Annotated in this window: 18 protein-coding genes and 2 pseudogenes; 14 read left to right on the forward strand and 6 right to left on the reverse strand. The window is 60.4% G+C overall.

The window, feature by feature from the left end; genetic code table 11:
• Positions 1-172: 172 nt before the first annotated feature.
• Complete coding sequence (locus NKH50_RS25765) at positions 173-457, reverse strand: KTSC domain-containing protein (protein ID WP_352881781.1); 285 nt, start codon at positions 455-457, stop codon at positions 173-175.
• Positions 458-662: 205 nt separating this feature from the next.
• On the opposite strand from NKH50_RS25765, the gene NKH50_RS25770 reads away from it, so the two are divergent.
• The 13 genes from NKH50_RS25770 to NKH50_RS25835 all read left to right on the forward strand — a co-directional run bounded on the left by NKH50_RS25770 (position 663) and on the right by NKH50_RS25835 (position 13,774).
• Positions 663-896, forward strand: a complete 234-nt coding sequence (locus NKH50_RS25770) for a hypothetical protein (RefSeq protein WP_352467844.1) — start codon at positions 663-665, stop codon at positions 894-896.
• Between the two features lie 973 nt (positions 897-1,869).
• The gene (locus NKH50_RS25780; RefSeq protein WP_352881783.1) at positions 1,870-3,897 is read left to right on the forward strand and encodes a conjugal transfer protein TraG; all 2,028 of its coding nucleotides are present in this window, start codon (positions 1,870-1,872) and stop codon (positions 3,895-3,897) included.
• A 120-nt stretch (positions 3,898-4,017) separates the two neighbouring features.
• On the forward strand, positions 4,018-4,431 hold the full coding sequence (locus tag NKH50_RS25785; protein WP_352881785.1) for a CopG family transcriptional regulator: 414 nt from the start codon (positions 4,018-4,020) through the stop codon (positions 4,429-4,431).
• Entirely contained in the window at positions 4,428-5,396 is a 969-nt protein-coding gene (trbB, locus tag NKH50_RS25790) for a P-type conjugative transfer ATPase TrbB (protein ID WP_352881787.1), read from the forward strand. The genes NKH50_RS25785 and trbB overlap by 4 nt, the downstream gene beginning before the upstream one ends.
• 11 nt (positions 5,397-5,407) lie before the next feature.
• Positions 5,408-5,716, forward strand: a complete 309-nt coding sequence (locus NKH50_RS25795) for a TrbC/VirB2 family type IV secretion system protein (protein WP_023680310.1) — start codon at positions 5,408-5,410, stop codon at positions 5,714-5,716.
• A complete protein-coding gene (locus NKH50_RS25800) occupies positions 5,716-5,988 on the forward strand; it encodes a VirB3 family type IV secretion system protein (protein ID WP_352571685.1) in 273 nt (90 codons plus the stop codon). Before NKH50_RS25795 ends, NKH50_RS25800 begins: the two co-directional genes overlap by 1 nt.
• Positions 5,982-8,432 (forward strand): conjugal transfer protein TrbE, encoded by a 2,451-nt coding sequence (gene trbE / locus NKH50_RS25805; RefSeq protein WP_352881789.1) that lies wholly within the window; start codon positions 5,982-5,984, stop codon positions 8,430-8,432. The genes NKH50_RS25800 and trbE overlap by 7 nt, the downstream gene beginning before the upstream one ends.
• The gene (gene trbJ, locus NKH50_RS25810; protein WP_023718720.1) at positions 8,429-9,154 is read left to right on the forward strand and encodes a P-type conjugative transfer protein TrbJ; all 726 of its coding nucleotides are present in this window, start codon (positions 8,429-8,431) and stop codon (positions 9,152-9,154) included. Before trbE ends, trbJ begins: the two co-directional genes overlap by 4 nt.
• Positions 9,155-9,189: 35 nt before the next feature.
• A complete protein-coding gene (trbL, locus tag NKH50_RS25815) occupies positions 9,190-10,512 on the forward strand; it encodes a P-type conjugative transfer protein TrbL (RefSeq protein ID WP_352881791.1) in 1,323 nt (440 codons plus the stop codon).
• On the forward strand, positions 10,513-11,244 hold the full coding sequence (gene trbF, locus NKH50_RS25820; protein ID WP_352881793.1) for a conjugal transfer protein TrbF: 732 nt from the start codon (positions 10,513-10,515) through the stop codon (positions 11,242-11,244).
• On the forward strand, positions 11,234-12,262 hold the full coding sequence (trbG, locus tag NKH50_RS25825; protein WP_352881795.1) for a P-type conjugative transfer protein TrbG: 1,029 nt from the start codon (positions 11,234-11,236) through the stop codon (positions 12,260-12,262). The genes trbF and trbG overlap by 11 nt, the downstream gene beginning before the upstream one ends.
• A gap of 10 nt (positions 12,263-12,272) precedes the next feature.
• The gene (locus NKH50_RS25830) at positions 12,273-13,490 is read left to right on the forward strand and encodes a TraB/TrbI/VirB10 family type IV secretion system protein (RefSeq protein ID WP_352881842.1); all 1,218 of its coding nucleotides are present in this window, start codon (positions 12,273-12,275) and stop codon (positions 13,488-13,490) included.
• 11 nt (positions 13,491-13,501) lie between these two features.
• Positions 13,502-13,774, forward strand: coding sequence for a DUF2274 domain-containing protein (locus NKH50_RS25835; RefSeq protein ID WP_352720248.1), 273 nt, complete (start codon positions 13,502-13,504; stop codon positions 13,772-13,774).
• 324 nt (positions 13,775-14,098) lie between these two features.
• Here NKH50_RS25835 and NKH50_RS25840 read toward each other — a convergent pair whose 3' ends face one another.
• From NKH50_RS25840 to NKH50_RS25850, 3 genes are read right to left on the reverse strand one after another with little or no spacing between them, the layout of a single operon-like run.
• Positions 14,099-14,605 carry an HAD family hydrolase gene (locus tag NKH50_RS25840; protein ID WP_352720246.1) on the reverse strand — a complete coding sequence of 169 codons (507 nt, stop codon included), beginning with the start codon at positions 14,603-14,605 and terminating at the stop codon, positions 14,099-14,101.
• Positions 14,606-15,571: a DNA-processing protein DprA gene (gene dprA, locus NKH50_RS25845; RefSeq protein WP_352881798.1), complete on the reverse strand. Its 966-nt coding sequence runs from the start codon at positions 15,569-15,571 to the stop codon at positions 14,606-14,608.
• 3 nt (positions 15,572-15,574) lie between these two features.
• Complete coding sequence (locus NKH50_RS25850; protein ID WP_352720241.1) at positions 15,575-16,261, reverse strand: phosphoribosyltransferase; 687 nt, start codon at positions 16,259-16,261, stop codon at positions 15,575-15,577.
• Between the two features lie 461 nt (positions 16,262-16,722).
• On the opposite strand from NKH50_RS25850, the pseudogene NKH50_RS25855 reads away from it, so the two are divergent.
• Positions 16,723-17,492: pseudogene (locus tag NKH50_RS25855) on the forward strand (IS3 family transposase); the annotation flags it as partial.
• A 126-nt stretch (positions 17,493-17,618) separates the two neighbouring features.
• Here NKH50_RS25855 and gmd read toward each other — a convergent pair.
• Together gmd and NKH50_RS25865 are read right to left on the reverse strand one after the other, a co-directional pair.
• Positions 17,619-18,689, reverse strand: a complete 1,071-nt coding sequence (gene gmd, locus NKH50_RS25860; RefSeq protein ID WP_352881800.1) for a GDP-mannose 4,6-dehydratase — start codon at positions 18,687-18,689, stop codon at positions 17,619-17,621.
• 141 nt (positions 18,690-18,830) lie between these two features.
• Positions 18,831-19,146: pseudogene (locus NKH50_RS25865) on the reverse strand (nodulation factor ABC transporter ATP-binding protein NodI); the annotation flags it as partial.
• Positions 19,147-19,203: the final 57 nt, after the last annotated feature.

Genomic DNA, 19,203 nt, shown 5'->3' on the forward strand with positions numbered 1-19,203 from the left:
CACTGCCAGAACGGCGGGACCGATCAAACGCTTTGCACCAGGCGGGGGGATGCGGGGGGTTGTGCTTGCCAAGTGAGCGCGGACCGTAACCAACCCTAAGCGCCACAGCGGCAACGCGTCTACTAACCGCCGGTTGGAGCGACAGGACCGATTAAGCCGCCGGCAGGTCAGGTCATCCCGGGTCATCGCTCGCAACCAGACGGTAGCGGAAATTTGTTGCGGATATGGTTTTGAAATAGCGGCCCTTGGCGAACGCGGCCCGGAACGCGGCAAAGGTTTCCGGCGGTACCCCCTCAAACTCGTACCGTTTACCGCTGGCGACGAACCACACCGAGAGGGTCCTTCTATCCAGATCATATTCCATCTTGCGGATCGAAGTAGATGGCATGAGCACCACAGGCCGAGGCCCGCGCCCTTGCGGGGAGCGCGGGCCGATCGGGATACCGATCTGCAGCAATACCTGGAGGGGGAGGATTCGCTGCGTGCACCGAACTTTCGCGGCGGTCCCGTGTTCCCAATCGAGATACACAAAAAGCTGGCTGCACCTTTCGGCATCACGCGGACGTTGGATTTCTGAGAAAGCGCGAGCGTCAATACTAACTTCTGGTGATGGAATTTTCCCGTGAGATAGGCACGCTCCACGGCGAAAGGAGTGCCCCGCCATGACCGTCCTCGCCTACAACCTTGCCAATGACATCAAAGGATTGTGGAGGGTCGTCTTCGTGCCGGACGAACTGCATCTGTATGTGGAATTCAGCCAGCCAGACGCCGACACAAACCCGGCTGATTGGATGAGCGTTGATGATTTCCTTGCATGGCGGCCGAAAGGCGCACTCCACGAGCGAGCGCGCGACAGCTTGGTTTCGCTCATTTGCAAGGCGCTGACAGGGCGATGAGACAAGGGAAACCCGCACCGAGATCCAGTGCGAGCGCCGCGAGTGGGCCTAGGGCCCCACAGGCCAGTGCGACCCCGCCGCCGGCAAACCGCGGCGGGCGAGTGCCTCGGGGACACGATGTTAGATTGCTAATGCGTTCGCGCGTGTGGCCTTAAGTCGCAAACTATTGGCTTCAGAAGCAGGGCGTAGGGCTTCATTGATGGTGCTACCAACACCATATGGTGACCCATAGCCCTCCAAAACGAGAGAAGCTCGTCCCGACGGGTCGCACTGCGGCCGTCAGCTGGTAACTGCTACGAACTAGGAAACCATCATGCCTGAAAATATCAGACCAACTTCGAGAGACGTCCCCCTCATTCAGCTAGGCCTCTATCAGTGCCGCTTCCCGGTGAGCGAAGACGCTTCTGTACCTGGCGGTTATCGTTTTTGTGCTGGGCCAACTTCGCCGGATCGCGTCTACTGCGATCACCACCACCACATTGTGACCGCCGTGGACCCTCGTCGAGCCCGTTCGGGTCTTCACCTCGCTCAACGACGCGCCGCGTAAGCCTGACTGGCGGCGGCCTCCTGGCCAGGCGCTATGCGCTCCAAGGCCTTGGCTACGACGTTGCCGTCGGCTCGGTCTGGCCCATCCTGCCTTATGCCGTCTTCGCCGATGTATCCCCCGTCGCCCGATTGAGAACGACGACTTCTCGCCGAGCCTTTCAGCTCGCTACTCGCACAAACGCGTCGGCTCCAAAGGTTTGTCTGTCAGCACATCTTCAATGTGCCCGCGCCTAAAGCCCCAACATCTTCTGCGACCAAACCGCGTACCTGGCACCGCCGATCGGTTGCTGCGGCGGATTTTCGCTGTTCGCAGCTGAACAATGCCTATCAACCTTGTCATCGCACCTAGTCGCATGTAGCGGCCGTTCGAATTCTCATCGCTCGGCGCGATGTTTGGTCCGTCGGGCCAGAAGAGCGGAGCAAGCCATTGACACCCACGAAGTTGCTGATTGGGCAGATCGCTGTCGTATTCGCAATTGTCATTCTTGGCGTGTGGACTGCAACCCAATGGTGCGCCCACATGCTCTCCTATCAGCCGTCACTCGGCGCACCATGGTTTGTGACAGTCGGCTGGCCGATCTACCAGCCGTGGAAGCTGTTCGAATGGTGGTTCCAATTTGACGCCTATGCGCCTGCGGTCTTTGACAAGGCTGGCATACTGGCCGGAGCCAGTGGGTTCCTGGGCTGTGCCGCCGCGATAGCTGGGTCCCTCTGGCGCGCACGGCAGCGGGGGTTGGTCACCACCTATGGGTCCTCACGATGGGCCATGAAGCTGGAAATCGAGAAGGCGGGGCTGTTTCAGCCGGCCGGCGTTTTCCTTGGCGGACTGAATTATCGCTATCTGCGCCATGACGGACCGGAACACGTCATGGCCTTTGCGCCGACACGTTCGGGCAAGGGCGTCGGACTCGTTGTTCCAACCCTTCTTTCCTGGACCGGCTCGGCCGTCATTCACGACATCAAAGGCGAGAACTGGCAGCTGACCTCTGGCTGGAGGTCGAAGTTCTCGCACTGTCTCTTGTTCAATCCGACCGATCCGAGATCGGCGCGGTACAACCCGCTGCTGGAAGTGCGCAAAGGTCCAGATGAGGTCCGCGACGTTCAGAACATCGCCGACATTCTCGTCGATCCGGAAGGCGCGCTGGAGCGGCGGAACCATTGGGAGAAGACCAGTCATTCACTTCTAGTTGGCGCCATCTTGCACGTGCTCTACGCCGAAGAGGAAAAGACACTCGCCCGTGTCGCCACCTTCCTGTCGGACCCGCAACGCTCATTCGCTGCGACACTGCAGCGGATGATGACCACCAACCACCTCGGCACGGTGGACAAGCCCCAGGTCCATCCGGTCGTGGCCTCGGCGGCTCGTGAGGTGCTGAACAAGTCAGAGAACGAGCGCTCAGGCGTTCTCTCGACCGCCATGTCGTTTCTCGGGCTCTATCGTGATCCAACGGTGGCCGCGGCAACATCGGCCTGCGACTGGCGCATTGCCGACCTTGTGGATGCCGAGCGACCGATGTCGCTGTATCTGGTCGTGCCGCCGTCGGATATCTCGCGCACTAAGCCCCTGGTGCGATTGGTGCTCAATCAAATCGGCCGGCGGCTGACCGAGCGCCTGGAGGGCGATCCAAAGAAGAGCCGCAAGCATCAGCTCCTGATGATGCTGGATGAATTCCCGGCGCTCGGTCGGCTCGACTTCTTCGAGACTGCGCTCGCCTTCATGGCAGGCTACGGCATCCGCGCTTATCTGATAGCGCAATCGTTGAACCAAATCTCCAAGGCCTATGGCGAGAACAACGCCATTCTCGACAATTGCCATGTGCGGATTGCCTTTTCCTCAAATGACGAGCGCACGGCCAAACGCATCTCGGACGCGCTCGGTACCGCGACGGAACTCAGATCGATGCGTAACTATGCCGGCCATCGGTTGGCGCCCTGGTTGTCCCACGTCATGGTAAGCCGCCAAGAGACCGCTCGCCCCCTGCTGACGCCGGGTGAGGTGATGCAGTTGCCGCAGGCTGACGAACTAATCCTGGTTTCGGGATTGCCGCCGATTCGCGCCAAGAAGTTGCGTTATTACCAGGATCCGAATTTCACGGAGCGAGTGCTGCCTTCGCCGGTGCTGCGCGACGGTGCCTACGCGGATCGGCCCACGTCGCGCCCGGACGATTGGAGCGGACAGGTGCGCGGCGTGGATCGGCGTCTTGCTGGCGACGACGACAGTGCCGGCGCGGCAATCGAAGACGGAGGTGTCCAGCAGCAGCGCCATCCGGGCCTGCCCGAAGAACGGACCCTCGTCGCCCAGGAGCCTGATCATGGCGATCTGTTCACGCCCGCAGACGAGGACTGCGAGACGCTCGCCGACAAGCGCGTCATGGATCGGATTTCCACCGCAGCACGTGCGTACGGCCTCAATGAGGGAATGGGCGACGACAAGGACATCGTGCCCGGCTTCTGAACGGCGCGCCATACGCGGGCGCATCTCAGCGTAGATAACGGCCGTAAGCGATTTCGAGGATCTCGACGATGCTCGTTCCCGTCGCCGGTGCATCAGCGCCGGTCAGAGGGAACAAGCAGCATGAAGCCCCACCGCATTCGTCACCAGTTTTTGCTTGGACCCGAGTTGAGCGAGAAGCTGGAGAACCTCAGCCGCAATCCATCGACCACCAAATCGGCCATTGTGGCGCACGCGGTCGAGGCCTTTATCGAGCGGCGTGGGGAGAATGAACTCGACCACCGCTACGGCAAGAGGCTCGACCGTCTTTCCCGTGACCTCGGACATGTCAGGCGCGATGTCGAGATGATCCTGGAGAGCCTGGCGCTCTTCATCCGCTTTTCGGTCACGCTTCATGCTCACACGCCGGTGCCGGACAGGGCCACGCAAGCGATTGCCCAGGAGCGCTTCGACAAATTCGTTGAACAGGTAGGCCGCCAAATCGCTTCCGGGAAACGGTCACTTGGCACCGACGATCGCAGGGGAGGGGAAGGATGAGTTCTCATCCGGAAGCCGACCATCGCCGCCGCGTCATGCTGCGCACCGCCATGGGTCCGGCGATCACCGAAGCCCTTGCCGATCCGACCGTCATTGAGGTGATGGTCAATCCCGACGGTGCGCTGCGGCTCGATCGGTTGGGTGAAGGCCGGGTCGACACCGGCGTGCACATGCATCCTTCTGAGGCCGAACGCATCATCCGCCTGGTCGCCTCCCACGTGCGCGCCGAGGCGCATGCTGACAATCCGATTGTCAGCGCCGAATTGCCATCGGGCGAGCGCTTCGAGGGTCTGCTGCCGCCTGTCGTGCTGGGGCCATGCTTCGCCATCCGAAAGCCTGCGGCGAAACGCTACACGTTGGCCGACTATGTCGCCGACCGGGTCATGCTGCCGCTGCAGGCCGATGCGCTGAAGAAGGCGGTCCGCGAGCGGCGCAACATCCTGGTCGCCGGCGGCACGTCGTCGGGCAAGACAACACTTGCCAATGCGCTGCTGGCACAAGTCGCCGATTGCGACGAGCGGGTGATCCTGATCGAGGACACGCGCGAACTGCAATGCGCGGCGAAGGATTGCGTTGCCTTGAGGACGAGGCGGGGGTCGGTCACGCTCGCCGATCTCGTGCGCTCGACCCTGCGGCTCAGACCCGACCGCATCATCGTGGGCGAAGTCAGGGGCGCGGAAGCCCTGGACATGCTGAAGGCATGGAACACCGGGCATCCCGGCGGCATCGCGACGGTTCACGCCAATTCGGCGCGCTCCGCTCTCTACCGTATCGAGCAGCTCGCCCAGGAAGCTGTCGTCACCGTTCCCCGCCGCCTCATCGCTGATGCGGTAGATCTGATCGTCTTCATCGCTGGGCGCGGATCCTCGCGCCGCATTGACGCGATCGCTGAGGTCACCGGTCTCGACAGCAGCGGTGATTACGCCGTCACCCCGCTCACGCTTCCGCAACTCCAGCAGTTTTGAAAGGTCACCTCATGCTCAAGAAGCTTCGCTTCCTTTCGTCCACCGCGCTCGCGTTTCTTCTCACCGTCCCGGCCCACGCAGCGGGCTCCGGCATGCCTTGGGAACAGCCGCTGCAGCAGATCCTTGAGTCGGTGCAGGGACCGGTCGCCAAGATCGTCGCGGTGATCATCATCATCACCACCGGCCTGACCCTTGCTTTCGGTGACACGGCAGGCGGTTTTCGCCGGCTGATCCAGATTGTCTTCGGCCTGTCGATCGCCTTCGCGGCATCGAGCTTCTTTCTCTCCTTCTTCTCCTTCGGCGGCGGGGCACTCGTCTGATGGCCACCGGAGAGCAGCATGTCGAGGGTTTCGAAGTCCCCGTTCACAGGGCATTGACTGAGCCGATCCTGCTGGGAGGCGCGCCGCGAGCGGTGGCGATCCTCAACGGCACGGTGGCCGCGGCAATAGGCCTTGGCCTGCAGCAGTGGATCGCCGGACTGGCGCTCTGGATCGCCGGCCACACCCTCGCGGTCTTTGCCGCTCGCCGCGATCCGGACTTCGCCAGCGTGCTTGTCCGTCATCTTCGCCTGAAGGGGTGGCTTGCATGCTGAACCTTTCGGAGTATCGCGGCAAAGCCGATCGGCTTGCCGACCATCTGCCCTGGGCCGCTTTGGTCGCGCCCGGCATCGTGCTCAATAAAGACAGTAGCTTCCAGCGAACCTTCCGGTTCCGTGGCCCCGACCTTGAAAGCGCGACCGAAGCCGAGTTGGTCGGCATCTGCGCACGAGCCAACAATGCGCTACGAAGGTTGGGCTCCGGATGGGGGTTGTTTTTCGAGGCCGAGCGCGTTGAAGCGCTGGGCTATCCGAGCTCGGCTTTTCCCGATGCTGCCTCATGGCTGGTCGATGAGGAACGGCGCGCGGCCTTCGAGGGCAAGGTCGCGCACTTCGAGAGTCGCTATCATCTGACCTTGGTCTTCATGCCGGCGCCAGATGGCCAGGCGCGGGCGGAAAGCGCACTGGTCGACTCGCATCACTCGGGAGGGGCTAGAGACTGGCGCCAGGAGCTGGCGTGGTTTTGCGACGAGACCGACCGCGTCCTGGATTTGCTGTCCGGCTTCATGCCGGAAGTGCGCGCCCTCGATGATGCCGAGACGCTAACCTATCTGCACGGCACAATCTCGACCTACCGCCATCCGGTCGCCGTGCCGGAAACGCCAATGTATCTCGACGGTGTTCTGGTTGACGCGCCGCTTACCGGCGGCCTGGAGCCGATGCTGGGTGAGCAGCATCTGTGCACCCTCACCATCCTTGGTTTCCCGAACGTCACCCGGCCAGGGATCCTCGACGCGCTCAACCATCAGGATTTCGCCTACCGCTGGATGACGCGCTTCATCCCGCTCGACAAGACGGAAGCCACAAAGACACTGACCCGGTTGCGCCGTCAGTGGTTTGCCAAGCGCAAATCGGTCGCAGCCATCCTGCGCGAGGTCGTGACCAACGAACCCGTCCCTCTCGTCGATAGTGACGCCGACAACAAGGCGCTCGATGCGGATGCCGCCCTTCAGGCATTGGGCGGCGATCACGTCGGCTTCGGCTATCTCACCACAACGGTGACGGTATGGGACCAGGACCGACAGGCCGCCGCGGAAAAGCTCCGAGCGATTGAGCGCATAGTCAATGGGCTCGGCTTCACCACGATCCGTGAAAGCATCAATGCGGTCGAGGCGTGGCTTGGCTCGTTGCCCGGTCATGTCTACGCTAACGTTCGCCAGCCGCTCGTTCACACGCTGAATCTTGCCCATGTCATGCCGCTGTCGTCGGCGTGGGCCGGTCCGGTGGATAACGAGCATCTCACCAACGTGACTGGGACCGAATCCCCGCCGCTTCTCTTCGCAGAGACCAACGGGTCGACACCGTTTCGGCTTTCCACCCACGTTGGCGATGTCGGCCACATGCTGGTCGTTGGGCCGACCGGTGCCGGCAAGTCGGTTCTGCTTGCGCTAGTCGGTCTGCAGTTTCGACGCTATGCCGGGGCGCAGGTCTATGTCTTCGACAAGGGCAATTCGGCTCGTGCGGCAACACTGGCCATGGGCGGAGAACACCACGCGCTGGGCGCGGATGGTGCGCTTGCCTTCCAGCCACTGAGCAATATCGGCGACCAGGCTACTCGCAGCTGGGCGGCGGAATGGATCGCCGGCCTCGTTGCCCATGAGAATGTCACCGTTACGCCGGAGGTAAAGGAGGCGATCTGGTCGGCACTCATCAGCCTTGCCACTGCGCCGGTGCAGGAACGCACGCTGACGGGCCTGTCGGTTCTGCTTCAGTCCAATGGGCTCAAGGCCGCGTTGATGCCCTACACGCTCGACGGTCCCTTCGGCCGGCTGCTCGATGCCGATGAAGATCGGCTGGCTTTGTCGGATGTGCAGTGTTTCGAGACCGAAGAGCTGATGCACAGCCAAGGCGCTGTGCTCCCGGTGCTCACCTATCTGTTCTATCGCCTCGAGGAGCGGTTCGACGGACGGCCGACGCTGCTGATGCTCGACGAGGCGTGGGTCTATCTCGACAACCCTCTCTTTGCCGCCCGCATCCGTGAATGGCTGAAGGTGCTGCGAAAGAAGAACGTGTCGGTGATCTTTGCCACGCAGTCGCTTGCCGACATCGCTGGCTCTTCCATCGCGCCGGCGATCATCGAGAGCTGCCCACAGCGCATTTTTCTTCCCAATGACCGTGCCGTGGAACCGCAGGCGCGGGCAGCCTATGAGCGCTTCGGCCTGAACGAGCGGCAAATCGAATTGGTCGCCCGTGCCACACCGAAGCGCCAGTATTATCTGCAGTCGCGCCGCGGCAACCGCCTCTTCGAGCTCGGGCTCGGCCCGATCGCTCTTGCGCTCTGCGGCGCCTCTGATCCGGCCACGCAAGCTTTGATCGACAGCGTCCTGTCAGAGCACGGGCAGGACAGCTTTGCCTCCCGGTTCCTGAGTGCGCGCGGCCTCGATTGGGCTGCCGAGCTTCTCCAGCAATTCCCTCAACCAGACAAGGAGCAATCGTCATGATGCGGCGCCGCCTTCTCACCAGCCTGATCACCGTTTCCCTAATCGCAAAACCGATGGCCGACTACGTCCAGCCGGCCCACGCCCTAATCGTGTTCGATCCGTCGAATTATGCGCAGAACGTGCTGACAGCGGCACGTTCCCTGGAGCAGATAAACAACCAGATCCAGTCGCTTCAGAACCAGGCGACCATGCTGCAGAACATGGCGCGCAACCTTCAGCGCCTGGATTTTTCTTCCGTGGGCCAGCTCACAGGTTCGCTCCAACGGATCGACGGCCTGATGACCCAGGCCAGCGGCCTGAGCTTCGATCTCGACAAGCTTCAGAACCAGTGGCGTGTGCAATATCCGGAAAGCTACGACGCCACAATCAAGGTCAGCGATGTGGCGAGCGCCGCGCGCGAGCGCTGGCAAAACGCCATGCAGGCGTTCCGCCAAACCATGAGCGCGCAGTCGCAGATCGTGGAGAACGTGCGGGCCGACGGCGACCTGCTTACCGATCTCGTCAACCGCAGTCAGGGCGCGGCAGGTGCCCTTGAGGCAAGCCAGGCCACCAATCAGCTGATCGCGCTTTCGACCAAGCAGCAGATTCAGATCCAGACGCTGCTCGCGACCCAGTTCCGGGCTGAAGCCGAAGATGCTGCCCGCAAGGCGCAGTCCGAGGAAGCCGCCCGCGAGACGACGAAGCGTTTCCTGGGCACCGGAACGGCCTATCCCGGCAACTGATCAACAGTTCTTAAGACAACGAGGAAGGCGGCGACATGAACGACCTCGGCGTCATTGATCGCTTCATGGAGACTTTTACCCGCTATATTGATAGCGGGTTCGGTCTGCTTTCGGGCGACGTCGCCTTTCTCACCACCATCCTGATCGGCATCGACATCACGCTGGCAGGCCTGGTCTGGGCGTTCGGCGGCGAGCCCAATGTTCTTGGCCGGCTTGTCCGAAAAGTGCTCTATGTCGGCGCCTTCGCCTTCATCCTGAACAATTTTAAGAACCTCGCCGACATCATCTACCATTCCTTTGCCGGGCTCGGCATCAACGCATCGGCCGGCAATCTGTCCGCCGACAGTCTCCTGCGGCCAGGCCGCATTGCCGCGGCCGGCTTCGAGGGCGCCTGGCCGCTGCTCAATCAAGCGAGCCAGCTAGTCGGCTTCCCCGAGATCTTTGGCAACGCGCTGACCATCTTCGTGCTGCTTCTCGCCTGGTTTCTGGTCCTCATCGCCTTCTTCATTCTTTCAATTCAGCTCTTCATCACTATCCTGGAGTTCAAACTCACCACATTGGCCGGTTTTGTTCTGGTGCCCTTCGCGCTCTGGAACCGCTCGGCGTTTCTGGCCGAGCGCGTGCTCGGCAATGTGATCTCGTCGGGCATTAAGGTCATGGTGCTTGCTGTCATCGTCGGCATCGGCTCCACGCTCTTCGGCGAATTCGCTTCCGCGCTGCAAGGCAAGGAGCCGGACTTGGCCGCAGCCATGTCACAGGTACTGGGCGCGTTGGCGCTGCTTGGGCTCGGCATTTTCGGGCCGGGAATTGCCTCGGGTCTTGTCTCGGGCGCGCCGCAGCTTGGCGCGGGAGCCGCACTCGGAACCACCGCGGCGGCCGCCGGATCAACGCTCGTTGCCGGAGGTGCGGCGCTTGCCGGCGCGCGCATGGCAACCGGCGGCGGTCTCGCCGCCGTTCGAGCCGGCACGGCCATGGGATCGGCTGCTTCCACAGCTTGGCAGATGGGGCGTGCAACATCGCCCGAGTCCGGCCTCTCCGGCGTAGCGGCTGGACTGCAGGGCGTTGCCGGCGCAGCTGGCGGCGCCGCGATGCGGGGAATGCGATCTGCAACAGAACCATTCCGGCGCAGCGCCGATGCCGGCCGCGATGCCGCCTGGACCGCGACGGGCGGCACGCCGACGGCATCAATGACCGGAAACCCTGCCGCGTCAGGTGCCAATGCCGCGCCGGCGTGGGCGAGGCGCTTGCGTTCCGAACAGACCGCGCGCGCCCATCGCCACGCCGCCACGCAGGCCGTCCGCGATGGCGATCGGGGTGGAAGCGGCGCCAACCCCTCTCTCAACGATAAGGAAGACTAGATGCTCTTCAAGCGACCTGTTCAACGTTACGGGAAGACGCCCCAGCCCGTCACACCATACCAGAAGGCCGCCCAACTTTGGGACGAGCGCATCGGCACTGCGCGCGTGCAGGCAAGGAACTGGCGCCTGATGGCCTTTGGCTGCCTCGCTCTGGCCACCGGGCTCTCTGGTGGACTCTTGTGGCAGTCGATGCAGGGCCGCGTTGTGCCTTATGTTGTCGAGGTCGATCGTTTCGGCGAGGCGCGCGCCGTCGCGCCGGCAATCCAAACCTACGAGCCCACCGATGCCCAGATCGCCTGGCATCTCGGCCGCTTTATCCAGAATGTCCGCTCTGTTTCCACCGATGCGGTGCTAGTACGGCAGAATTGGCTGTCGGCCTACGACTTTGCCACCGACCGTGGAGCCCTCTTTCTCAACGAGTACGCTAAGGCCAACGACCCGTTCGGCAAGATCGGCACGCGCAGCGTCTCGGTGCAGGTGACGAGCGTGGTTCGAGCGTCCGACAGCTCCTTTCAAGTCAAATGGACCGAGCAGGTCTTTGAGCGCGGCAGCCTCGCCAGCACAACGCGTTGGACCGGGATCCTCACCATTGTGATCCGGCCGCCGAACAATACCGATCAGCTGCGCAAAAACCCGCTCGGCGTCTTCATCAATGCCATCGACTGGTCGCGCGAGCTCGACAGTGCCGCGCAGACTTCCGTTCCCCCAAAGGAGCCCGCCAATGATAAATAGACTCTCGTCGCTCCGCATTGCGCTGATCCTCTCGGCGTTGGCTGCAGTCATCTCCGCCTGTGCCTCGAAGCCGGTGCCGCCGCCGCAGATTTCCTATGATGCTGCCAAGTTCCAACCGGCGGCAATCGAGAAGGCGCCGGAGAAGCCCGTCAAGGTCGTGGAAGTGCCGAAACCGCTGCCGCTGCCCGGCCAGTTGCAGCCCGAGCCGGGCAAGGCTGCTGAAGACAAGCGCTCGCCTGAAGAACGTGTCGCCGATGCCAACAAGGCGGCGACGCAGCAACCCACCAAATATGGCTATGTGAATGCGGTGCAGGTTTACCCCTTTGCCGAAGGCGCGCTCTACCAGCTCTATGCCGCACCGGAGCGCGTCAGCGATATCGCTCTGCAATCAGGGGAGAAACTCCAATCCGTGTCGGCCGGCGATACAGTGCGCTGGGTGATTGGCGACACCGTCAGTGGCTCCGGCGATGACCAGCGCACCCATGTGCTGGTGAAGCCCTTCGCGCCAGGACTTGCCACCAATCTGGTGATCACCACGGACCGGCGAAGCTATCACCTGCAGCTTCAAAGCACGGATAAGACCGCCATGGCGGCCATCTCCTGGACCTACAGCGAGGACCAGATCATCGCGCTAAGCCGGCGCAATGCGCAGGCCGAGGCTGCTATCCCAGTGGCGTCGAATGTGGCTCTCGAAAATATTCGCTTCCGCTATTCTATTACCGGCGACATGCCGCCCTGGAGGCCGACGCGCGCGTTCGATGATGGCAGCAAGGTCTACATCGAGTTTCCGCGCCGCATCGATCAGGGCGAGGCCCCGCCGCTCTTCATCGTCGGTGCTGACGGGGACAACCAGCTCGTCAACTACCGCATACGCGGCAACTATTACATTGTCGATCGCCTCTTCGCCGCGGCCGAACTGCGCCTCGGCGCCAAGCAGCAACAGGTGGTGCGCATCACGAGGACCGACGGCAGGCAAGCGCCGCTGCGGAAATTGCTCTTTTCGCGTTCCAGCAGGTGAGGGACGGCCCATGACGGATACTTCCCGCTCCGATGCTTCACCGAAACTCGATCCAGAACAGCTGCAGCTGCGGGCCTCGCCTCGCCGCGCTGTGCGCTTCAAGCGCGGCATTATTGTCGCCATTGCTGCTGTTGGTTCCGGGACCGTTCTAGGCGTCACCATGATGGCGCTGCAGGGACCGGCGCTGCGCATCAAAGAGCAGGCTGAAGAGCTTTACAACACTGAGCGGAAGCCAACCGCGGAGGCAATTGAAAGGCTGCCTAAGGACTATTCCGGGATCAAGCCCAAGCCTCCGGTGCTTGGACCACCGCTGCCCGGCGACCTCGGCCGCCCCATCCTTGAGCACCAACGCCAGCTGGGCATCGCGCCGGGCCAGGAGGTTTCGGCGGAGGAGCAGCGCCTTGCACAGCAGGCGATCGAGGCGCGCGAATCGCAAGTCTTCTTCCGGATCGAAAATCGACCCCGGCAAGCGGATGCCGCCGGCAGCGGGCAGGGCGGGCGTCCACCCTTTGATGGAACGGCTCCACAATCCGATGCCGCACGCGATTCAGCTTCCGTAGCACCGGCCGAGGGCGACCAAAACAACCAACAGCGCAAGCTCGATTTTGTCAGCCAGCGGAACACAAGTGGAATCTACAATCTGCATGCACTGCAGACGCCGGCTTCGCCGTATCAGCTGATGGCCGGCAGCGTCATCGCAGCGAGCCTGATCACTGGCATCAATTCCGACTTGCCCGGCCTCGTCGTCGCACAGGTCACCGAGAATGTGCACGACACAGTCACCGGCAGCACCTTGCTCATTCCGCAAGGCTCTCGCCTGATTGGCACCTATGACAGCGTCGTTGCTTTTGGACAAAGGCGCGCGCTGCTGGTCTGGCATCGGATACTGCTGCCCGACGGCTCTTCGATCGAAATCGACAATCTGCCGGCGACGGACACCGCCGGCTATGCCGGGCTTGAGGACAAGGTGGATTTCCACACCTGGCAGCTGATCAAAGGCGTTGCGCTGGCCACGTTGGTAGGGGTCGGCACCGAGCTGAGCCTCGGGGAAGACGAAAGCGACCTGGTCAAAGCAATCCGCGAATCCGCTCAGCAGAACGTCAGTCGAGCTGGCCAGCGCATCACCGAGAAGAACCTCAATATCCAACCCACCATCACTGTCCGGCCCGGTTGGCCACTGCGCGTCATCGTGCACAAGGATCTTGTGCTGCGGCCGTACCCGAATTGACCGGAGTCATCATGACCAATCTGAAACTCGCCAAACTTCCGGACCGGACTCCTTCGAAGATCACCATAAGCGTAAGTGCAGACCTGAACCAAGCACTGAAGGACTATGCAGCGCTTTATCGTCAGACCTATGGCGAGTCCGAATCGGTAGCGGAACTCATCCCATTCATGCTGGCGGAGTTCCTGGAGAGCGATCGAGCGTTTGCCAAGGCCAGAAAGGAAGGGCTCCCTGTCGTCGACAAGTCAGAGAAATCGCAACGGCAGCCAATTTCAGGGTCCGAATAAGTGACAGCGACCAGTGAGTCCGAGGGGGCACCTTATTAGGCGGGCGAATGCATTGAAGCAACTTGCCGGCGGCAAGCCGAAAACACAGGGCACAATAGACGAGCTGATCTGCCCCGAACCAATGCCGGCTCTGCGCTGAAAGTTCGCCATTCAGCGGTATTGCCAACGATCCTGAAAGCTGCCGTCCGTACTGGCGACGTTTAACATCTGATGGTGGTGGAAAGCGGAATGGCAGTTCTTAGGCTGGCTTGCGAAAATGCGGCCAATCAGTTGTCCCAAAAATCCTGACATTTGCAATGAGTGCCGCCCTTCGGGCCCCGCTGCCTATATGCCTAACTCGGACTTAAAGTATTTTCGCAACGCGGCAACCGACGAGAACAGAACGTCTGGCTTCGAAGCTTCCAGTTCTGACATATCGGAGCATCCCCATGCGGAACCGACTGCGACCACCTTTGCGCCGCGAGAAGCTTCGGTATCGTGTGCCTGGTCACCGACATGGTAAGAGACGTCCGAGGCTGCCGCCGCCTTTGACATGGCGAGCAGCAAGCCTTCTGGATGGGGTTTGCGGTTCTTCACATGGTGATAGCCAACGACAATATCTATCGGCCAGCCGTGGGCTTTTATGAATGCCCTTGGTACCATGTCCGGGCTTTTTGTAACGATAGCGATGGTCTGTCCAGCCTCATGCAGTTCTTGGATCAGTTCGTTGATCCCATCGTACACAGGGAGTTTCGCCGCTTGCGCCATGACGGCTTTCCAATTGCCCGCAGCGCGCAGATGCTCGACTGAAGATGTATCGACAAGGGTCTGGTCGAAATCAAATATAATCATCTAGAAAGCCATCGAAGTTTGAGGATCATCATTTTTTGGTTTTTCTGGTGCAGGCTCGATAGAAGGCTCTACCTTTTCGATCTCCTTAAGGAATTGAGTAAGAGCAGGGCCGTCAGCAATGCCTCGCGCCCATCGTTCCGCGATCATCATCTGATTTCCCTTTGTCTTATCCTCGTGCTTCCACTTTGCTGGATGATCTATGCAAGCCAGCATTCGCCTTTGCTCGCGTGAAAAGCGAACCGTATGCATGGTTCCGCCTTTAACGTCCGTTTCTACGACAAGCACAGCATCTGATAATCCACTCTGGATGCGGTCGCGCTCTGCAAAGGCTGTTCTCATCGGCGTGACGCCGAGCGGGTACTCGCTGACCAGACAACCGCCGTTTTCCAGCAGACGCGTAGCCAATCCGCGATTAGCGGCGGGGTAAACCTTATCAAGGCCGTGCGCCATAACCGCGATCCCTACGCCGTGAGCGTCTAAGCAGCCTTCATGCCCCATAGTGTCGCAGCCATGCGCAAGACCGCTGACGATGGTGAAACCTGCTTCGGCGGCAGTTGCGGCCGATTTTCTGGCAACGGCCTCTCCATAGGAGGTAGGCTCTCGCGTTCCCACGACAGCAAGGCATTTAGCTGCGTGCAGACCCGATAGCTCACCCTTCACATAGAGGACGGCCGGAGGATCGGGGATATTTCGCAGCCGCTCCGGATACCCTTCATCATGGAAGGAGTAGAACTTGATGCCGCCAGCTTTCGTGTTTTCCAGTTCGACTTCAGCGCGGTCCCACGCGTTGAATAGCTCGCTTTCTGGAAGCTTTGCGCGCATCGCTCTGTCAGCGATGATTTCCCTCGCATCGCCATCTGGAATGGGACCATGGACAATGCGTAAGGCGCCGCGACGCCCTACTCCCTTGAGTTTCATCAAGGCGGTGAGGGCCACAGAAGTTGATGATATGGGCGATGCAGCCATGGTCTAGCCCTTCTTGAATTTCGCTTCGTGCTCCTGTTCGCCTTGCTTCCAGAGAACGTCCCACCTGGCAGGAACTTGATCGTTATCAGGATTGGGGCAGTAGGCCACACTTTCAGCCTTTGCAAACGCCACACCGTAGACCTTGCACTTTGGATTCGTGGCAAGGACCGCTTGAGCGATGCGTGACAGTGTATCACCACGAGTGATAATATCATCAAAAACGAAGACATGATCCGCATCTATTTTAATTGACTGATATTTTGCTTTGTCGAGTTCTGCAGTTCGGCCATCGCCGGAGAAGATCGTATGGATCCTCTGATGCACATTCTTCAAAAGGGCTGTGTCAATATACTGCGCTCCGCACAGGCGAGCACATTCCTTGGCGATCCATGGCAAAGACCTGTTTGAGTCAGCCTTAGTTTCGCTGGATGACAGAGCGGGAATAAATGCTGTCCGCTTCGGACTAACGCCTAAATTATTTATGAGGGCCGGGACAGCTTCATAGAATACCGTTGCTCCACCCCATTCAGCCTTATTGTTCTTGTCTTTGAATCGTATAAAGCGGGCGGTCCAATGCTCGTTCGTCTTATCTTTTAGCTTATAACCAATTGCGTAGGAATACGTCAGGCCGTTCGAAATACTCAGGTACGGAAACCCCATCCATCCCGCGACCATGTTGTGGTAAATCATTATAACCCCTCCCCATTGCTCAGCCCCCGGGAATTTAGGGATCGTAGGCGTGGATTACAACTAAAGGGAGAAATTGTTTTCGCCTGCATGGTGCCGGGCTCCACTTAGTCAATGGATTTCCAATAAAATCCGATCTGTCCTGCACCTCACTTTTGAGACAGATATGATTCGTGCTGCCCGCGAAGTGCAAGGTCCGTTTTACATCGCCGCTCTCCTGTCCTGAACGACTGTAGTCGGGTCGGAAGCCGCCGGCCGGTCTCAGCAGTGCCAATGACAGCTATGGCCGGCCGCCGAACCGAAATCCGAGGGTTCGTTCTCCGGCCCCTACGAGACGTTCAAGGCATTGATGCCAAGCGTCTGCCCATGGCGCAAACTGGGACACCCGCGATATGTCCGTAAAGCTCTCGTAGCACGCGGACTGGATGGGTTGAGTTCACCGTTCCACTTTGGCATTCCCAACTCGTCCGATCGCGCAGGAACGACGCCGCTTCGGATACCGGCGTTTGCTCGTGATGCTGAGGCGCGAGGGCTATGTCATTAACCACAAGAAGCTCTTCCGGCTCTATCGCGAGGAGAAGCTGGCCCTTTCGCCGTGGCGGGCGCAAGCGGGCCATCGGGACCAGGGCACCCATGCTGGTGCCGCAGCGTCCCAACGAACGGTGGTCGCTCGACTTCGTGTCGATTCAACTCACCGACGGCCGCCGCTTCCGCATCTTCGCCGCCGTCGACGACTGCACGCGCGAGTGCCTGGCACTGGTCGCGGATTCCTCGGTCTTGGGGTGCGGGTGGCGCGGGAGTTGGATCAACTCATGATCGAGCGCCGCCGGCCGAAGATGATCGTCAGTGAAAATGGCAGCGAGTTCACCAGCAATGCCATCCTGGCATGGGCCGATCAGAGCCGCGTCGCATGGCACTACATTGCGCCGGGCAAACCGATGCAGAACGGCTTCATCGAGAGCTCAACGGCCGCCTTCGCGATGAACTCCTCAACGAGACGCGGTTCACGTCCCTGGCCCAGGCCCGCGCGAGGCTCAATGTATGGCGCGCCGATTACAACGGCGCGCGTCCGCACTCGCACATCGGATGGCAGACACCCAACGAATTTGCATCGACCTTCAACCCGCGACGGTCGCTCGCGCTGCGCAACGTGAAACGCTCCGCACCAGCACCCGTCGCGTCCATCGCGCATCAGGGCAAATCCACCCCCGGAAACGAACTCACGTCTGGATAAAACTTGGGGGAAACGTCAGGGCGGCCATAACTTTGCAGTCTTCAGAAGCGAGGCGGCGTACAACAGCGCTGCCCACCATGCTTGTGGCCCGCGACCCACACACCGCTTTTCCCTTCAGATCGCACGTTATGCTTCCTTCATTATTACCGATGTCTGCATGACCTTGAGGTCTTCCCGCACCATTTCCGCGGCAAGCTCGCGCACGGATGTGTCATGCACCCAGCCGAGCTTCTCCTTCGCCTTGGTGGCGTCGCCCAGGAGAAGATCGACTTCCGTGGGGCGGAAGTAGCGTGGGTCTACCTGGACTAGGCATCTGCCGGTCTCGACATCATAGCCCTTTTCGTCGACTCCCTCACCACGCCATTCGAGCTCGACGCCGACATCTTCGAAAACCCATTCGACGAATTGGCGGACAGGGGTCGTCTTGCCCGTCGCCAGCACGTAATCATCCGGTTGATCCTGCTGCATCATCATCCACATACCACGCACGTACTCACGCGCATGGCCCCAATCGCGTTGAGCATCGAGGTTGCCGAGATAAAGCTTGTCCTGCTTGCCGAGGTAGATAGCAGCGGCGGCGCGGGTGATCTTGCGCGTCACAAAAGTTTCGCCGCGCAGTGGGCTTTCATGATTAAAGAGAATGCCGTTGGAAGCGTGGATACCATAGGCCTCGCGATAGTTGACCACGATCCAGTAGGCGTAGAGCTTGGCGGCCGCGTAAGGGCTGCGCGGATAAAAGGGCGTTGTTTCGTTCTGCGGTACGGATTGCACGAGGCCGTAGAGCTCTGAAGTCGAGGCTTGATAGAAGCGGGTCTTGTCCTTCAGACCGAGGAGGCGGATCGCCTCAAGAAGCCGCAATGTTCCGATACCGTCGGCGTTTGCTGTGTATTCCGGCGTTTCGAACGAGACCTGGACATGGCTCTGAGCGGCCAAGTTGTAAATCTCGTCTGGCTGGGATTCCTGAACTACTCGGATGAGATTGGTCGCATCAGTGAGGTCACCGTAATGCAAAATTAGGCGCGGATCGGGATCGTGCGGGTCTTGGTAGATGTCTTCGATGCGACCCGTGTTGAAGGAAGAGGAACGTCGCTTAATCCCATGAACGATGTAGCCTTTTTCCAGCAGAAGACGCGTGAGATAGGCACCATCCTGTCCCGTTATGCCCGTAACCAGAGCAACTGTCCTGTTCTCGCCCATTTTCTTCCTGCTCTATTATAGTTGAAGTTTCGAATCTGGCTCGCCACACCGCCAGCAAACTGCGGCCCGCCTCATACCCTATGGTAGGATTTCGACAGATGCGGCGCGGAGCTCGTCATTGACAGTGTCAGCCAGCGAGCACACCTGCTCCTGCTTCGAGGCATAGCAAAACAGAGTCTCGCCGCTAACCTGCCTAAGTCGCACATGCGGCCTGAGTGCCGAACTCAGCTCACGGGGTGAGCGACATAGATTTCAATCACGTCGCACCCGATTTGCTCATCAATCAGCGAGTGAGGACGCCCTCCTGGGATTCTACGTCCGTTCTCAAGCACGCACGTCGGTTGCATAGCCGCTCCGCTTCTTCCACGAAGTGGGTAGCCAGTAGAATCGTCTTGCCCTGCGCCAACAGGGCACGTAGCCGTTCCCAGATAAAGTGGCGGGCATGTGGGTCCAAGCCGACAACTCCACCTTACCGCTCTTTTGCGCTAACCAAGTAATCTTAATCATTGCCTGC

Origin of the sequence: Mesorhizobium sp. M1027, assembly GCF_040318745.1 — a bacterium.
Taxonomy (GTDB): domain Bacteria; phylum Pseudomonadota; class Alphaproteobacteria; order Rhizobiales; family Rhizobiaceae; genus Mesorhizobium.

What these genes read in the sequence shown, in the direction of transcription:
- NKH50_RS25830 (WP_352881842.1), top strand. Translation starts at nt 12,273, where the DNA reads ATGACGGATACTTCCCGCTCCGATGCTTCACCGAAACTCGATCCAGAA.
- trbL (WP_352881791.1), top strand. Translation starts at nt 9,190, where the DNA reads ATGAACGACCTCGGCGTCATTGATCGCTTCATGGAGACTTTTACCCGC.
- NKH50_RS25835 (WP_352720248.1), top strand. Translation starts at nt 13,502, where the DNA reads ATGACCAATCTGAAACTCGCCAAACTTCCGGACCGGACTCCTTCGAAG.
- trbE (WP_352881789.1), top strand. Translation starts at nt 5,982, where the DNA reads ATGCTGAACCTTTCGGAGTATCGCGGCAAAGCCGATCGGCTTGCCGAC.
- NKH50_RS25800 (WP_352571685.1), top strand. Translation starts at nt 5,716, where the DNA reads ATGGCCACCGGAGAGCAGCATGTCGAGGGTTTCGAAGTCCCCGTTCAC.
- gmd (WP_352881800.1), bottom strand. Translation starts at nt 18,689, where the DNA reads ATGGGCGAGAACAGGACAGTTGCTCTGGTTACGGGCATAACGGGACAG.
- NKH50_RS25850 (WP_352720241.1), bottom strand. Translation starts at nt 16,261, where the DNA reads ATGATTTACCACAACATGGTCGCGGGATGGATGGGGTTTCCGTACCTG.
- trbG (WP_352881795.1), top strand. Translation starts at nt 11,234, where the DNA reads ATGATAAATAGACTCTCGTCGCTCCGCATTGCGCTGATCCTCTCGGCG.
- NKH50_RS25795 (WP_023680310.1), top strand. Translation starts at nt 5,408, where the DNA reads ATGCTCAAGAAGCTTCGCTTCCTTTCGTCCACCGCGCTCGCGTTTCTT.
- NKH50_RS25785 (WP_352881785.1), top strand. Translation starts at nt 4,018, where the DNA reads ATGAAGCCCCACCGCATTCGTCACCAGTTTTTGCTTGGACCCGAGTTG.
- NKH50_RS25770 (WP_352467844.1), top strand. Translation starts at nt 663, where the DNA reads ATGACCGTCCTCGCCTACAACCTTGCCAATGACATCAAAGGATTGTGG.
- trbF (WP_352881793.1), top strand. Translation starts at nt 10,513, where the DNA reads ATGCTCTTCAAGCGACCTGTTCAACGTTACGGGAAGACGCCCCAGCCC.
- NKH50_RS25840 (WP_352720246.1), bottom strand. Translation starts at nt 14,605, where the DNA reads ATGATTATATTTGATTTCGACCAGACCCTTGTCGATACATCTTCAGTC.
- dprA (WP_352881798.1), bottom strand. Translation starts at nt 15,571, where the DNA reads ATGGCTGCATCGCCCATATCATCAACTTCTGTGGCCCTCACCGCCTTG.
- trbB (WP_352881787.1), top strand. Translation starts at nt 4,428, where the DNA reads ATGAGTTCTCATCCGGAAGCCGACCATCGCCGCCGCGTCATGCTGCGC.
- trbJ (WP_023718720.1), top strand. Translation starts at nt 8,429, where the DNA reads ATGATGCGGCGCCGCCTTCTCACCAGCCTGATCACCGTTTCCCTAATC.